This window comes from Kitasatospora sp. NPDC051984, from assembly GCF_044593455.1.
Lineage (GTDB): Bacteria > Actinomycetota > Actinomycetes > Streptomycetales > Streptomycetaceae > Kitasatospora.
In genome coordinates this window covers 95,417-112,318 of sequence record NZ_JBIUCB010000024.1, presented here as the reverse complement: position 1 = coordinate 112,318, position 16,902 = coordinate 95,417, and the positions used below count along the sequence as shown (strand labels likewise).

Sequence of the window (16,902 nt, the reverse complement as noted above, 5' to 3'; positions counted from 1 at the left end):
GCAGCCGCTGCTGCGGGTCCATGGCGAGGGCCTCGCGCGGCGAGATGCCGAAGAACTCGGCGTCGAAGTCGGCGGCGTCGTGCAGGAAGCCGCCGCGCCGGGTGGTCGAGGTGCCGGGGCGGTCGGGGTCGGGGTCGTAGAGGGCCTCGAGGTCCCAGCCGCGGTCGGTGGGGAAGTCCGAGACGGCGTCGCCGCCGTCGGCGAGCAGGCGCCACAGGTCTTCGGGGGTGCCGATGCCGCCGGGGAAGCGGCAGGCCATGGACACGATCGCGATCGGCTCGTCGTCGGGCGCGGCCGGGTGCGCGGCGGTGTCCGCGGGGGCCGGGCCGGCGGCCTGCCGGCCGAGCAGTTCGGCGCGGATCTCGCGGGCGAGCGCGGTGGACGACGGGTGGTCGAAGATCAGGGTGGACGGCAGCCGCAGTCCGGTGGCGGTGTTGAGCCGGTTGCGGAGTTCGACCGCGGTGAGCGAGGCGAAGCCCATGTCCTGGAAGGCCGTGCCGGGCCGGATGGCGTCCACCCCGGCATGGCCGAGGACGGCCGCCGCGTGGGTGCGGACCAGGTCGAGCAGCAGGCGGTGCTGCTCGGATTCGCCGAGGGCGGCGAGCCGTTCGCGCAGTTGTGCGGCGGCGGGTGCCTCCGTGTCGCCGGTCGTGGTCTCCAGGGCGCGGCGGGCTTCGGGGACGCCGGTCAGCAGCGGGCTGGGGCGGGTGGAGGTGAAGACGGCGGCGAACCGCTCCCAGTCGACGTCGGCGACGGCGAGTACGGTCTCGTCGTCGTCCAGGGCCTGGCGCAGGGCGTGCAGCGCGAGGTCGGGGGCGATCCGGGGCAGGCCGTGCTCCTCCAGTTTGAACAGGTCGGCGTCCTCTCCGGCGACGCGGTCCAGGTGGGGGTTCTCGGCCTGCCAGATGCCCCAGTCGACGCTGGTGGCGGTGAGGCCGCGGGCCCGGCGGTGCTGGGCCAGGGCGTCGAGGTAGGCGTTGGCCGCGGCGTAGGCGCCGTGGTCGCCGCTGCCCCAGACTCCGGCGATCGAGGAGAACAGGACGAAGGCGTCGAGTTCGCGGTCGAGCAGGGCGTCGAGGTGTTCGGCACCGGCGGCCTTGGCGGCGACGATCTGTTCGAACGCGGACATCGGCGTGCCGTCCAGGGGGGCGAGCGCGACGAAGGCGGCCGCGTGGACGACCGCGGTGACGGGGTCGCCCGCCGTCTCCAGGCCGGTGAGCAGTTCCGCCACGGCCTGACGGTCCGCCAGGTCGCAGACGGGCAGGGTCAGTCGTGCGCCGAGGGCGGCCAGTTCCGCGGCGAGTTCGGCCGCGCCGGGTGCCTGGGGGCCGCGGCGGCCGGGGAGGACGAGGTGGGTGGCGCCGCTGCGGGCCAGCCAGCGGGCGAGGTGCGGGCCGACTGCTCCGGTCCCGCCGGTCAGCAGGACGGTGCCGCGGGGCTTCCAGTGCTCCGTGCGGCCCTCGCTGCGGGGGGCGCGCCGGAGGCGGCGGGCCAGTAGGCCGGTGGGGCGCAGCGCGAGCTGGTCCTCGCGACCGGCGCCGTCCGCACCGGAGGCCGCCAGTACGGCGGCGAGCCGGGTCCGGGCGCGGGCGTCGAGGTCCGGCGGCAGGTCGATGAGTCCGCCCCAGCGGGCGGACAGTTCGAGCGCGGCCACCAGTCCGGTGCCCCAGACCAGTGCCTGGCGGGGGTGGGTGACCGGGTCGTCCGGGCCCGTGGACACGGCCCCGGTGGTGGCGCACCAGAGGGGTGCGGTGAGGGCGAGGTCGCCGAGGGCCTGCACCAGGGCGACGGTGAGTGCCGTCCCGTTGGGCAGGGCCGGGTGGTCGGGGTGGGGCCGGTCGGCGGCGGCCAGCAGCGACAGCACGCCGGTCGGGACGCGGTCGCCGAGGGCGGTGGTGAGCGTGTCCGCGAGGTCCGTGCGGCGGACGGCGTCGGCGGTGAGCTCGGCCGTGACGACGGTGGCGCCCGCTTCGGTGAGAGCGAGCAGCGGGCCGGTTACCCGTGCGTCGTCCTCGTGTCCGGCGGGCAGGACGACGAGCCAGGTGCCGGCGGCGGGGGCGGCGGCCGGCGGGTCGGGCAGGGGCTGCCAGCCGATGCGGTAGCGCCAGGAGTCGATGACGCTCTCGTCGCGCCGCTGTTTGCGCCAGCCGCGCAGGGCCGGCAGGACGGGGGCGAGGGCGTCCTCGTCGACGGCGAGGTGGGCGGCGATCTCGGCCGGGGCCTCGTGGTCGACCATGTGCCAGAAGGCCGTGTCGTGCGGGTCGGCGGCCGGTCCGGCGTCGGGCAGCGCCTCCGGCTCCAGCCAGTAGCGCCGCAGCTGGAAGGGGTATCCGGGCAGGGCGGTCGGGCGGGCGCCGGTGCCGGCGTACACCGCGGACCAGTCGACGGCCGCGCCCGCCACCCACAGTTCGGCGGCCGAGCGCAGGGCCCGGCGCAGTCCGCCGTCGTCGCGGCGCAGGGTGCCGACGACCACGGGCGGCTCGGCGGCGCCGGTGGCCTCGACGGTGTCCTGGATGGCCATGGTCAGCACCGGGTGCGGCGACACCTCGACGAAGACCTCGTGGCCCTGCTCGGCCAGGGAGCGGACGGCCGCGTCGAAGCGGACGGTCCCGCGGAGGTTGCGGTACCAGTAGTCGGCGTCCATGGCCGTGGTGTCGAGCCGGTCGCCGGTGACGGTGGAGAACAGCGGGATCCGGGCCGGGAGCGGGCGTACGCCGGCCAGTGCGGCCAGCACCTCGGACCTGATCCGTTCGACCTGGGCCGAGTGCGAGGCGTAGTCCACCGGCACGGACCGGGCCCGTACGCCCTGTGCGTCGCAGTGGGCGAGCAGTTCGGCCAGGGCCCCGGTCTCCCCCGAGACCACCACGGCGGCGGGCCCGTTGACGGCGGCCACCGACAGCTTCTCGGCCCAGGGGGCGATTTCGGCGCGGACCCGGTCCTCGGGCAGGGACACCGCGACCATGCCGCCGAGTCCGGCCAGCGCCCGGATGGCCCGGCTGCGCAGGGCGACGACCTTCGCCCCGTCCTCCAGGCTCAGCGCTCCCGCCACCACGGCGGCGGCGATCTCGCCCTGGCTGTGTCCGACGACGGCGTCGGGCCGGACGCCCCAGGACTCCCAGTGCGCGGCCAGTGCCACCATCACCGCCCACAGCACCGGCTGCACCACGTCCACCCGCTCCAGGGAGGGTGCGCCGGGCGCGCCCGCCAGGACGTCGGGGAGACACCACCCGACGTGGGCGGAGAGGGCGGCGTCGCAGGCGGCGAGGCGGTCCCGGAAGGCGGGGCTGGTGGCGAGCAGGTCCCGGGCCATGCCGTCCCACTGGGAGCCCTGGCCGGGGAACACCAGGGCGGTCCGGCCCTCGACGACCCGGCCGGTGCCCGCGACGACGTCGGCGGACGCGGCCGGAGCCGGGCCGGACAGGGCGGCGAGGCCGTCCAGCAGTGCGTGCTGCCCGTCGCCGATCACCACGGCCCGGTGTTCGAAGGCGGACCGGGTGGTCGCCAGCGAGAACCCGATGTCGGCCGGCCGTGCGGGCGCGTCCGCGGCGAGCCGGGCGCGCAGCCGGGCCGCCTGCTCCCCGAGCGCGGCCGCGGTACGGCCGGACAGCACCCAGGGCAGCACGGCCCCGGGCGCCGCCTCCGACGCGTCGGCCGGTTCCGGCTCCGGTGCCTGTTCGAGGACGACGTGCGCGTTGGTGCCGCTCATGCCGAACGAGGACACCCCGGCCCGGCGCGGCCGGTCGACGGCGGGCCAGTCGCGGGCCTCGGTGAGGAGTTCGACGGCGCCCGAGGACCAGTCTGCGTGCGGGGTGGGCGCGTCCACGTGCAGGGTGCGCGGCAGGACGCCGTGCCGCAGCGCGAGGACCGTCTTGATGACCCCGGCCACCCCGGCGGCGGCCTGGGTGTGCCCGATGTTCGACTTCAGCGACCCCAGCCACAGCGGACGCCCGGCGGGCCGGTCCTGACCGTACGTGGCCAGCAGTGCGTCGGCCTCGATCGGGTCGCCGAGAGTGGTGCCGGTGCCGTGCGCCTCCACCGCGTCCACGTCGGCGGCCGTCAGCCCCGCGTCCGCCAGCGCCGCCCGGATCACCCGCTGCTGCGAGGGGCCGTTCGGCGCCGTCAGGCCGTTGCTGGCGCCGTCCTGGTTGATCGCCGAACCGCGCAGCACGGCCAGCACCGTGCGGCCGTTGCGGCGGGCGTCCGACAGTCGCTCCAGCAGCAGCATGCCCACGCCCTCGCCCCAGCCGGTGCCGTCCGCGGCCGCCGCGAACGGCTTGCAGCGGCCGTCGGAGGACATCGCGCCCTGCCGGCTGAACTCGACGAACACCGCCGGCAGCGCCATCACGCTGACCCCGCCGGCGAGGGCGAGCGAGCACTCGCCGGCCCGCAGCGCCCGCGCCGCGAGGTGCAGGGCCACCAGCGAGGACGAGCAGGCGGTGTCCACGGTGACGGCGGGGCCCTCGAGGCCGAGCGCGTAGGACACCCGCCCGGACATCACGCTCATCGAGTTCCCCGTCATCAGGAACCCCTGGACGGCTTCGGCGGCGGCGGAGCCCAGCGTCGCGTACCCCTGGTCGATGGCCGCGGCGTACACCCCGGTGCGGCTGCCCCGCAGGGTGAGCGGGTCGATGCCGGCCTGCTCGACGGCCTCCCAGGACGTCATCAGCAGCATCCGCTGCTGCGGGTCCATGGCGACCGCCTCACGGGGCGAGATGCCGAAGAACTCCGGGTCGAAGTCGGCCGCGCCGTCCAGGAACGCCCCCCGCCCAGGGACGGTGCCGCCGGACGGCCAGGCGCGCTCCCAGCCCCGGTCGCCGGGGACGGGCGCGCTGGTGTCGCGGCCCTCGGCGAGCAGTTCCCACAGCTCCTCCGGGGTGCGGACCCCGCCGGGGAAGCGGCAGCTCATCGCCACGATCGCGATCGGCTCGCTGGTGCGGGCCTCGGCCTCCCGGAGCCGCTGCCGGGTGTCGCGCAGGTCGATGGTCACCCGGTTGAGGTAGTCGCGCATCCTCTGGTCGCTCACTGGACACCGCTGCTTTCGTCTCGGGCTGCTCGGGTCTCGTCCCGAAGGACGCGGGGGGCGCGGGAGGCGCGGGAGGCGCGGGAGGCGCGGGCCGGTGTCATGAGGACCCCAGCTGCCGGTCGAGGTACTCGAACATCTCGTCGTCGCTGGCCGCCTCGATCAGGTCAGGAGCCAGATCGTCCAGGTCGTCCGGGTCGCCCGCGGGGCGGGCGGCGGCCGGTGCCCCGCCGGGCAGCGGGCGGGACAGCACGTCCCGGATCCGGCCGGCGAGTTCCTCGCTGACGCCGTCCGGCGGCAGGGCGTCGAGCAGGGTCTCCAGGGCGTCGAGGCCGGCCCGGACCGCCGCGTCGCCGGTCGGACGGGCGGCGCCGGCCCGCTCGGCGAGGTGGCGGGCGAGTGCCTCCGGGGTGGGGTGGTCGAAGACGAGCGCGGCCGGCAGCCGCAGCCCGGTCGAGGACGCCAGCCGGTTGCGCAGTTCGACGCCGGTGAGGGAGTCGAAGCCGACGTCCTTGAACGGGCGGGCCGGGCGGATCAGGTTCGGCGAACTGTGGCCGAGCACCGCGGCGGCGGTGCCGCGCACCAGGTCGAGCAGGGTCCGGTGCAGCTCGGCCTCGGGCAGCTCGGCGAGCTGCGCCGCCATCGAGCGGGTCGGCGCCTGCGCCGGGGCGGCGCCGCTCCGGGCGGGGCGGACCAGGCCGCGGAGCACGGCGGGCAGCCGGTCGTCCGCCCGCAGCACGGACGGGGCGATCCTGGCCGCGAGCCGGTAGGCATAAGGGGAGTGCAGCGCCGCGTCGAACAGGGCGAGGCCCTCCGCCGAGGTCAGCGCGCCCGCCCCGGCACCCCGGCCCGAGGTGACCGCCGCGGTCATCTCGCTGCGTTCCTCCCACAGGCCCCAGCCGATGGACAGGCCGGGCAGCCCCTCGACCCGGCGTTCGGCGGCGAGGGCGTCGAGGACGGCGTTGGCGGCGGCGTAGTTCGCCTGCCCGGCCGCGCCGAACTGGGCGGCGCCCGAGGAGAAGAGCACGAAGTGCGTGAGGTCGAGGTCCCGGGTGAGTTCGTGCAGGGCCAGCGCCGCGTCCGCCTTGGGCCGCAGGACGCGGTCGAGCCGGTCCGGGGTCAGCCCGGCGATCGTGGCGTCGTCCAGGACGCCGGCCGCGTGGACGACGGCGGTCAGCGGATGCGCGGCGGGCACCGACCCGAGCAGGGCGGCGAGCGCGTCCCGGTCGGCGACGTCGCAGGCCGCGACGGTCACCGACGCGCCGAGCCCGGTCAACTCCCGCACCAGCTCCGGCATTCCGTCGGCGGACCCGCCCCGGCGGCCCGCCAGCAGCAGGTGCCGGGTGCCGTGCGCGACGACCAGGTGCCGGGCCAGCAGCCGTCCCAGGGTGCCGGTGGCCCCGGTGACCAGGACGGTCCCCTCGGGGTCCGGCGCAGCGGGCAGCAGCAGGACGTTCTTGCCGACGCCCCGGGCCTGGCTGAGCGAGCGCAGCGCGGCCGGGGCCTGCCGGACGTCCCAGCCGGTGACGGGCAGGGGACGCAGCACCCCCCGCTCGAACAGGTCCAGGATCTCGGCGAGCATCTCGCCGATGCGCTGCGGACCGGCCTCCATCAGGTCGAACGCCCGGTAGCGCACCCCGGGGTGCTGCCGGGCGACCGCCTCGGGGTCGCGGACGTCGGTCTTGCCCATCTCCACGAACCGGCCGCCGTTCGGCAGCAGCCGCAGACCGGCGTCGACGAACTCCCGCGCCAGGCTGTCGAGCACGAGGTCGACGCCACGCCCGCCGGTGGCCGTCAGGAAGGTCTCGGCGAAGTCGGTGGTGCGGGACGAAGCGATGTGCCCGTCATCCAGTCCGCCGGCCCGCAGGGCGTCCCACTTGGCGGGGGAGGCCGTCGCGAACACCCGCGCACCGGCGTGCCGGGCGAGTTGCACCGCCGCCGTGCCGACCCCGCCGGCCGCGGCGTGGACCAGGACCGACTCCCCGGACGCCAGTCCGCCGAGGTCGAACAGGCCGTAGTAGGCGGTGAGGTACACCACCGGCACGGATGCGGCGCGGGCGAAGGACCAGCCCGCCGGTATCCGGGCGACGGTGCGGCGGTCGGCGACGGCGGTCGGGCCGAACGCGCCCCCGAAGATCCCCATCACCCGGTCCCCGGGCGCCAGGTCGTCCACGCCCAGGCCCACCTCGATGACGGTGCCGGCGCCCTCGCTGCCCAGGCCCTGGTGTTCGGGGTCGGGGTCCAGGCCGAGCGCGGCGATGACGTCGTGGAAGTTCAGCCCGGCGGCGCGCACCGCGATCCGCACCTCGCCCCGGCCCAGCGGGGCGAGGGCCGCAGGAGCGGGCTCCGCCACGATGTCCTCCGGCGAGCCCTGGCCGTCGCTGGTGAGCCGCCAGGCGGCGCCGTCCGGCAGCGACAGCGTGCCGTCCGGCCGTCCGCCGCGGACCAGCCGCGGCAGCAGCGGCGGGCCGGTCCGCAACGCCAGCTCGGGTTCCCCGGCGGCGAGCGCCGCGGGCAGGGCGTCCGCCGGCTCGGCGGCCGTGGCCGCGTCGACGAGGACGAAGCGCCCGGGGTGTTCGGCCCGCGCGCTGCGCACCAGGCCCCACAGCGCGGCCTGGGCGGGATCGACGGGACGGTCGACCGGTCCGGTGCGGACCGCGTCCCTGGTGAGCAGGGCCAGCCTGGCCGCGGCGAACCGCTCGTCGGCCAGCCACTGCTGCACGAGCGCGAGGCCCTGGTGCGCGGTGGCGCGGACCCGGTCGGCGGAGTCGGGCAGCTCGGCGGTGGCGACGGCCGCCACGATCACCTCGGGGAGTGCGGAGCCCGCTTCGAGGGCGGCGCCCAGGGTGTCGAGGTCCGGCCAGGACACGGCGGCACCGGGGACGGCGCCGCCGAGGGCGGCCCAGGTCGGCACGGCGCCGTTGGCCGGGTGGGTCGCCGGGGTCCAGTCGAGGCGGTACAGCAGGTCGGCGTGAGCACTCCCGGCGAGCGGCCCGCCCGCGGCCGGCGGCCGCAGCAGCAGGCCCTCGACGCCGATCACCTGGCGCCCGGACAGGTCGTGGGCGTGCAGGCTCACCGAGTCCGGCGCGTCGACGGCGAGCCGCACGCGCAGCATGGTGGCCCCGGTGATCCTGCTGGTCACACCGGTCCAGCTGAAGGGCAGCCGGGCCCCGCCGTCCTGGTCGGGCAGCAGCGCGGCGGTCTGCAGGGCCGCGTCCAGCAGCGCGGGGTGCAGCACGCATCCGGCGGCGTCGGCGTGCTGCTGCTCCGGCAGCACCACCTCGGCGAACACCTCGCCGCCGCGGAGCCACGCGGCCCGGATGCCGCGGAAGGCGGGCCCGTAGTGGTAGCCGGCCTCGGCGAAGCGCTCGTAGAGGTCGCCGGTGTCCACGGGTTCGGCACCGGACGGCGGCCAGCTCAGCAGGCCGGCCGCAGTTCCGGCCGGGGCCCCGGGTGCCAGGGTGCCGGTGGCGTGCTCGGTCCAGGACGCATCGGCGTCCCGTGCCGTCCGGGCGAACACGCTGAGCCTCCGCCGGCCGTCGCCGTCGGGCCCGGCGACCCGGAGCTGCAGATGGGTGGCCTCCTCCTCCGGGAGCACCAGAGCCGATCCGAGGGTGAGCTCCTCGACCACCGGGCAGCCCGCCTCCGCCCCGGCGCGCAGCGCGAGTTCGAGGAAGGCCGTACCGGGGAGGAGCACGACGCCCGACACGGCGTGGTCGGCGAGCCAGGGGTGGGTGCGCAGCGAGATCCGGCCGCTGAGCAGCAGCTCACCGGAGTCCGCGACCTGCATCGCCGCACCGAGCAGCGGGTGCCCGGTCGTGGCGAGACCGGCCGAGGCGACGTCCTGGCTCGTGGTCGGCACGTCGAGCCAGTAGCGGGTGCGCTGGAAGGCGTACGTCGGCAGTTCGACGCGCCGCGCCCCCGGGAACGCCCCCGACCAGTCCACCTCCAACCCGCGCTCCCACGCACGGCCCACCGCGCGCAGCAGCTGGGCCGGGCCGCCCTCCCCGCGACGCAAGGTCCCCAGCACCACGGCGTCCGCGCCCGCGGCCTCCACCGACTCCCCCACCGCCACGCCCAGCACCGCATGCGGACTGGACTCGACGAAGAACCGGAAACCCTCCCCCAGCAGCACCTCCGTGGCCCTGCCGAACTCGACGGTCTCCCGCAGATTCCGGTACCAGTACTCGGCGTCCAGCGACTTCGTGTCCAACCAGCCACCCGTCACCGTCGAAAAGAACGGCACCGCAGCGGAGACAGGAGCGATCCCCTCCAGATCGGCCAGCAGCTGCTCGCGGACCTCCTCCACATGCGCGGAGTGCGACGCGTAGTCCACCTCGATCAGACGCGCCCGCACCCCCTCCCCCACCAGCTCATCCACCAGCGCGCCGACCGCATCCGCGTCACCCGACACCACCGTCGACGACGGACCGTTCACCGCCGCCACCGAAAGCCGGCCCGCGATGCGCTCACGGACCACCTCGACCGGCAGCGGCAGCGAGGCCATACCGCCCCGACCCGCCAGCGCGCGGATCGCCAGGGAACGCAACGCGACCACCCGCGCCCCGTCCTCCAGACTCAGACCGCCAGCCACGCAGGCAGCGGCGATCTCGCCCTGCGAGTGGCCGACCACCGCGTCCGGAACCACGCCGAACGCACGCCAGACCTCCGCCAGCGACACCATCACCGCCCACAGCGCCGGCTGCACCACGTCCACCCGCGCCAGCAGGGCCTCCGAGCCCAGCGCCTCCGTCAACGACCAGTCCACGTAAGGCGCCAGCGCCCGCTCACACTCCGCCATCCGCCCGGCGAACACCTCCGACCCGGCCAGCAACTCGACAGCCATTCCGACCCACTGCGAACCCTGACCCGGGAACACCAACGCCACCCGACCGGAAACCAACCCGCCGCCCGCCCCTGCGGCGCCCTGCGCCAGCGCGGTCAGATGCTCGGCGAGGTTGTCCTCGGTACCCACCAGCACCGCGCGGTGTCCCAGCGCGCTGCGGCCGGTGGCGAGGGAGAAGGCCACGTCTGCGGCGCGGACGCCCGACCCGTCTGCGATCCGGGCCGCCAGCGCTGCGGCCTGGGCGTGCAGCGCCTCGGGCGTGCGCGCCGAGAGGAGCAGGGGGACGGCCTCCGGTGTCCCGGGCTCGCCGACGAGCGTGTCAGCGGAAGCCGTCGGGTCGGCCGGGGCCTGTTCGAGGATGACGTGGGCGTTGGTGCCACTGACGCCGAAGGAGGACACGCCCGCCCGGCGCGGGCGGCCCGTGGCGTCCCACTCCCGGGCCTCCATCAGCAACCGTCCGGCACCCGCCGACCAGTCCACCTCGGGCGTCGGACCGTCCACGTGCAGCGTCTTGGGCATCACGCCGTGCCGCAGCGCGAGCACCGACTTGATGACGCCCGCGACACCGGCGGCTGCCGAGGCGTGGCCGATGTTGGACTTCAGCGAGCCGATCCACACCGGCCGGTCCGCCGGCCGCCCCTGCCCGTAGGTGGCCAGCAGGGCCTGCGCCTCGATCGGGTCGCCCAACCGCGTCCCCGTACCGTGCGCCTCCACCACGTCCACGTCCGAGGCCGTCAGCCCCGCGTCCGCCAGCGCCGCCCGGATCACCCGCTGCTGCGACGGACCGTTCGGCGCCGTCAGACCATTGCTCGCACCGTCCTGGTTCACCGCCGAACCACGCACCACCGCCAGCACCGGATGCCCGAGACGCCGCGCGTCCGACAACCGCTCCAGCAGCAGCATGCCGGTGCCTTCGCCGAAGGCGGTCCCGTCGGCGGCTGCGGCGAAAGACTTGCAGCGGCCGTCGGGGGCGAGTCCGCCCTGCCGGCTGAACTCGACGAACAGTTCGGGGCTGCACATCACGTTGACGCCGCCGGCCAGGGCCAGCGAGCACTCACCGGAGCGCAGCGCCCGGACCGCGAGGTGCAGGGCCACCAGCGAGGACGAGCAGGCCGTGTCGATGGTGACGGCGGGGCCTTCCAGGCCGAAGAAGTAGGCCAGGCGTCCGGAGACGATGCTTCCCGAGTTTCCGGTGCCGAGGAATCCCTCGACGTCCTCGGGGATGTAGGGCAGCAGCCGGGCGGCGTAGTCCTGCTGCATCAGGCCGACGTACGTGCCGACCGCGGCGCCGCGCAGGGTGGACGGGTCGATGGCCGCGCGCTCGAAGAGCTCCCAGGTGGTCTCCAGCAGCAGCCGCTGCTGCGGGTCCATGGCGAGGGCCTCGCGCGGCGAGATGCCGAAGAACTCGGCGTCGAAGTCGGCGGCGTCGTGCAGGAAGCCGCCGTGCCGGGTGATGGAGGTGCCGACGCGGTCGGGGTCGGGGTCGTAGAGCGCGTCGGGGTTCCAGCCCCGGTCGGTGGGGAATTCGGAGATGCCGTCGCGGCCCTCGGCCAGCATCCGCCACAGCTCCTCGGGAGAGCTGACGCCGCCGGGGAGGCGGCAGGCCGCGGAGACGATCGCGATCAGGTCGTCGTCCGCGTCCCGGTCCCGGCCGGCGGGCACAGCAGGTACGGCGGGCGTGGCGGCCGGGGCCGTGTCGGTGAGTCCGGCGCGCAGGAAGGCCGCGAGCGCGGCCGGGGTGGGGTGGTCGAACACCAGGCTGGCGGGGAGCCGCAGGCCGGTGGCGGCGTTCAGGCGGTTGCGCAGTTGCACCGAGGCGAGCGAGTCGAATCCCAGTTCACGGAACGCTCGTCCGGCGTCGAGGGTGTCCGGGGTGGCGTGGCCGAGGACGGCCGCCGCGTGGGTGCGGACGAGTTCGACGAGCAGCCGGGTCCGTCCGGTGCCGTCGAGGGCCGCGAGGCGCAGGCGCAGGGCGTTGTCGTCGGCCTCTGCCGAGGTGGCCGCGGCGGCCGTGCGCGGCGGTGTGCGCACCAGGCCGCGCAGCAGCGGCGGCAGGGTGCCGTCCGCCGCCGCGGAGCGCAGAGCGGCGGCGTCGAGGCGCATCGGGACCAGGGCGGCCCGGTCCACGGTGAGGGCGGTGTCGAAGAGTGCGAGTCCCCGCTCGGTGGAGAGCGGCGGCATCCCGGACCGGGCGAGGCGTCGTACCTCGTCCTCGCCCAGGTGTCCGGTGAGGGCGCTGGGCTGCTCCCACAGGGTCCAGGCCAGGGACTGGCCGGCCAGCCCCGCCGCCCGGCGCCGGACGGCCAGGGCGTCGAGGAAGGCGTTGGCGGCGGCGTAGTTGGCCTGTCCGGGGCCGCCGAAGGTGCCCGCGGCGGAGGAGAAGAGCACGAAGTGCGTGAGGTCGAGGTCGCGGGTCAGTTCGTGCAGGTGGAGGGCGGCGTCGGCCTTGGGGCGCAGCACGGCGTCCACCCGCTCGGGGGTGAGTGCGGTGACGACGCCGTCGTCGAGGGCGCCGGCGGTGTGGACCACGGCGGTCAGCGGGTGTGCGGGCGGCAGGTCCGCGAGGACGGCGGCCAGGGCGGCCCGGTCGGCGGCGTCGCAGGCGACGATGGCGGTCTCGGCACCCAGCGCGGCGAGTTCGTCCCGCAGTTCCTGGGCCCCGGCGGCGGCCGGGCCACTGCGGGAGAGCAGCAGCAGGTGCCGGACGCCGTGCCCGGTGACCAGGCGGCGGGCGACGTGGGAGCCGAGCAGGCCGGTGCCGCCGGTGACGAGGACCGTGCCGTCCGGGTCGAAGGCCCGGTGCGGCCCGGCCGCACCGTCCGAGGGGACCCGGGCCAGTCGGGGGACGCGGACCTCGTCGCCGCGGACCGCGGCCTGCGGTTCTCCCGAGGCGAGGGCGGCGGCGACGGCCGCGGCGGTGCCGTGTTCGTCGTCGGCGTCGAGGTCGAGCAGGGCGAAGCGCCCGGGGTGTTCGGAGCCGGCCGAGCGGACCAGGCCCCAGAGCGCGCTGTGCGCGGGGTTGCGGACGTCCTCGCCCTCGCGGGCGGCGACCGCGCCGCGGGTGGCGAACACCAGGCGCGAGTCGGCGAAGCGGTCGTCGGCGAGCCAGGTCCGGACGTCGGCGAGGGCCTGGTGGACGGCCGCGCGGACCGCCGCGGCCGGGTCGGCCGCGGGCTCGGGCTCGGCGCGGACGAGCAGGACCGTTTCGGGCACCGGGGCTCCGGCGTCGACGGCGGCCAGCAGCGTGGCCAGGTCCGCGGTGCGGTGGACGGGTGCGCCGCTGCCGCGCGGGGGTGCGGTGACCCACTCCGTCGCGTAGAGGTCCTGGTGGTGGCGGCCGCTGGGGACAGGGGCGGCGCCGATAGTGCCTGCGGGCCGCAGGACCAGCGCGTCCACGGTCGCCACGGGGGCGCCGGTCGCGTCGGCGACGGCGAGCGCCACCGCGTCGGGTCCGGCGGGGGTGAGCCGGACGCGGATCGCCCCGGCGCCGGTGGCGTGCAGGGTCACGCCGTTCCAGGAGAACGGCAGCCGGCCCTCGGGGTGGGCGTCCGCGCCGGGGGTGCCGGGGACGCCGGTGGCGTGCAGGGCCGCGTCCAGCAGCGCCGGGTGCAGGCCGAAACGGGCGGCGTCGGGTGCGGTCCCGACCGGCCCGGCGGGCACGACGGCTTCGACGAACAGTTCGTCGCCGCGCCGCCAGGCCGCGCGCAGGCCCTGGAAGGCGGGGCCGTAGGCGAATCCGCCCGCCGCGAAGCGGTCGTACAGCCCGTCGAGGGCGAGGGGTTCGGCGCCGGGCGGCGGCCAGGGCATCGGCCCGGCGGTGTCGTCCGCCCCGTCCTCGGCCAGGAGGCCTTCGGCGTGCTTGGTCCACTCCTCGTCGAGGTCGCCGTCGGCGGGTGCGTCCGGCCGGGAGTGCAGGCTGAGCGGGCGCCGGCCCCGGGTGTCGGGGGCGCCGACGGTGAGGCGCAGCACGGTGCCGCCGTGTTCGGGCAGCACCAGGGGGGCCTGGAGGGTGAGTTCCTCGACCCGGGGGCAGCCGACGCGGGCTCCGGCCTGGAGCGCGAGTTCCAGGAAGGCGGTGCCCGGGAGCAGGGCCCGGCCGCCGACGGCGTGGTCGGCGAGCCACGGGTGGGTGCGGGCCGACAGGCGGCCGGTGAGGAGCAGGCCGTCGCTGTCGGCGAGGACCACGACGGCGCCCAGCAGCGGGTGGTCCGCGGGGGTCAGTCCGGCGGAGCCGACGTCGGCGGCGGGTGCGGCGCCGTCCTCGAGCCAGTACGGGTCGCGCTGGAAGGCGTAGGTGGGCAGTTCGACCCGGCCGGGGCGGCGGCCGGCGAAGACGGCGTCCCAGTCCGGGGAGACTCCGCGCAGGTGGAGTTCGGCCAGCGACTCGGTGAACCGGCGCGGGCCGCCGTCGTCGCGGCGCAGGGTGCCCACGGCGGTGGCGTCGGCGCCCGCGTCCTCGGCGGTCTCCAGGACGCCGACGGTGAGGACGGGGTGCGGGCTGCTCTCCAGGAGGACCTGGTAGCCGTCGGCGAGCAGGGCGCGGGTCGCCTGCTCGAACAGGACGGTCCCGCGGAGGTTGCGGTACCAGTAGTCGGCGTCCAGGACGGTGGTGTCCTCGAGCAGGCCGCCGGTGAGGGTGGAGTAGAAGGGGACGGCGGCGGTGCGGGGGGTCAGTCCGTCGAGCCGGGCGAGCAGTTCGGTGCGGATGTCCTCGACGTGGACGCTGTGCGAGGCGTAGTCGACGGGGATGCGCCGGCTGCGGACGCCCAGGGCCTCCGTCCGGTCGAGGAACGCGTCGAGCGCGTCGGTGTCGCCGGAGACCACGGTGGATTCGGGTCCGTTGACGGCGGCGACGGAGAGCCGGCCGTCCCAGGGTGCGAGGTGTCCGGCGACCTGTGCGGCGGGCAGGGCCACCGAGGCCATGCCGCCGCGGCCGGACAGCGCGCGGATCGCCCGGCTGCGCAGGGCGACGACCTTCGCCCCGTCCTCCAGGCTCAGCGCTCCCGCCACCACGGCCGCCGCGATCTCGCCCTGGGAGTGGCCGATGACGGCGCCGGGGGTGATGCCGTGGGCGCGCCAGAGTTCGGCGAGGGAGACCATGACGGCCCACAGCGCGGGCTGCACCACGTCGACGCGGTCGGCCGGCGGGGTGCCGGGGGCGCCGCGCAGGACGGCTTCCAGCGACCAGTCGACGAAGGGGGCCAGGGCGCGTTCGCAGTCCGCGATGCGGGCGGCGAAGGCGGGGGCGGAGTCGAGGAGTTCGACGGCCATGCCGGCCCACTGGGATCCCTGTCCGGGGAACACCAGGGCGACTTCGCCGCCGGTTCCGGCGGTGCCGAGGACCAGGCCGGGGGCGTCGAGGCCGGCTACCAGGGCGTCGAGGCCGGCCCGGAACTCGTCGGGGCGGGTGCCGATCAGGACCGCCCGGTGCTCGTGCGCGGCGCGGGTCGTCGCGAGGGCGTGGCCGACCTCGGCCGGGCCGGGTCCGGGGTGGGCGTCGAGGTGGTCGCGGAGCCGGGCGGCCTGGGCGCGCAGCGCTTGGGCGGTGCGTCCGGAGAGCACCCAGGGGAGGACGGCGGGGGCGGCGGGTCCTTCCGAGGGGGCGGCCGGTTCCGGGACGGGCTCATCCGCCTGTTCCAGGACGACGTGTCCGTTGGTGCCGCTGACGCCGAAGGAGGAGACCGCGGCCCGGCGCGGCCGTCCGGTCTCGGGCCAGGGGGTGTTCGCGGTGACCAGGCGTACCGCGCCCGCGGTCCAGTCGATCTGCGGGGACGGGTCCTGCGCGTGCAGGGTGGGCGGGACGGTGCCGTGGCGCATGGCGAGGACGGTCTTGATGACGCCGCCGACGCCGGCCGCCGCCTGGGTGTGCCCGATGTTCGACTTCAGCGAGCCGAGCAGCAGCGGTTGCCCGTCCGCGCGGTCCTGCCCGTAGGTGGCCAGCAGGGCCTGGGCCTCGATCGGGTCGCCCAGCGGGGTGCCGGTGCCGTGCGCCTCGACCACGTCCACGTCGGCGGGGGTGAGTCCGGCGTTGGCGAGGGCGTGCCGGATGACACGCTGCTGGGCGGGGCCGTTGGGGGCGGTGAGCCGGCTGCTGGCGCCGTCCTGGTTGACGGCGGTGCCGCGGATCAGGGCGAGCACCGGGTGGCCGCCCCGGCGGGCGTCGGAGAGGCGCTCGAGCAGGAGCATGCCGACGCCCTCGCCCCAGCCGGTGCCGTCGGCGGCGGCGGAGAAGGACTTGCAGCGGCCGTCGCGGGCCAGGCCGCCCTGGCGGCTCATCTCGACGAACGGGACGGGTGTCGACATGACCATCGCGCCGCCGGCCAGGGCCAGGGTGCAGTCGCCGGCCCGCAGGGCCTGGGCGGCGAGGTGGATGGCGACCAGTGAGGAGGAGCAGGCGGTGTCGATGCTGACCGCCGGGCCCTCCAGGCCGAAGGTGTAGGCGACGCGGCCCGAGGCGACGCTGTCGGAGCTGCCGTTGCCGATGTAGCCGGCCACGTCGTCGGGGACGTGGCGCAGCCGTACCGCGTAGTCCTGGTACATCACTCCGGCGAAGACGCCGGTCCGGCTGCCCCGCAGGGTCGCGGGGTCGATGCCGGCCCGTTCGAACGCCTCCCAGGTGGTCTCCAGGAGGAGCCGCTGCTGCGGGTCCATGGCGAGCGCTTCGCGCGGGGAGATCCCGAAGAAGCCGGGGTCGAAGTGCCCGACCTCGTCGAGGAAGCCGCCCAGGGAGGTGTGGCTGGTGCCTTCGCGCAGCTGCTCCGGGTCGTCGAGGTGGTCGAGGTCCCAGCCCCGGTCGGCGGGGAAGCCGGTGATGGCGTCGGTGCCGTCGGTGACCAGGCGCCACAGGTCCTCGGGGGACCGTACGCCGCCGGGGTAGCGGCAGCTCATCGCGACGACCGCGATCGGTTCGCGGCTCGCCTCCTCGGCTTCGGTCAGGCGTCGGCGGGTGTGGTGCAGGTCCGCTGTCACGCGCTTGAGGTAGTCCCTCAGCTTGTCGTCGTTCACCATCGGGGGCCGCCGTCCTGGTTCGGGTGTC

General features: G+C 76.4%; 2 protein-coding genes. Both read right to left on the bottom strand.

Annotated elements, in window-relative coordinates:
• Nucleotides 1-5,023 (bottom strand): type I polyketide synthase (locus ACIHEI_RS31405; RefSeq protein WP_396609107.1); only part of this gene is annotated, 5,023 nt, incomplete at its 3' end.
• 97 nt (nucleotides 5,024-5,120) lie between these two features.
• Entirely contained in the window at nucleotides 5,121-16,871 is an 11,751-nt protein-coding gene (locus tag ACIHEI_RS31400) for an SDR family NAD(P)-dependent oxidoreductase (protein ID WP_396609109.1), read from the bottom strand.
• Nucleotides 16,872-16,902: the final 31 nt, after the last annotated feature.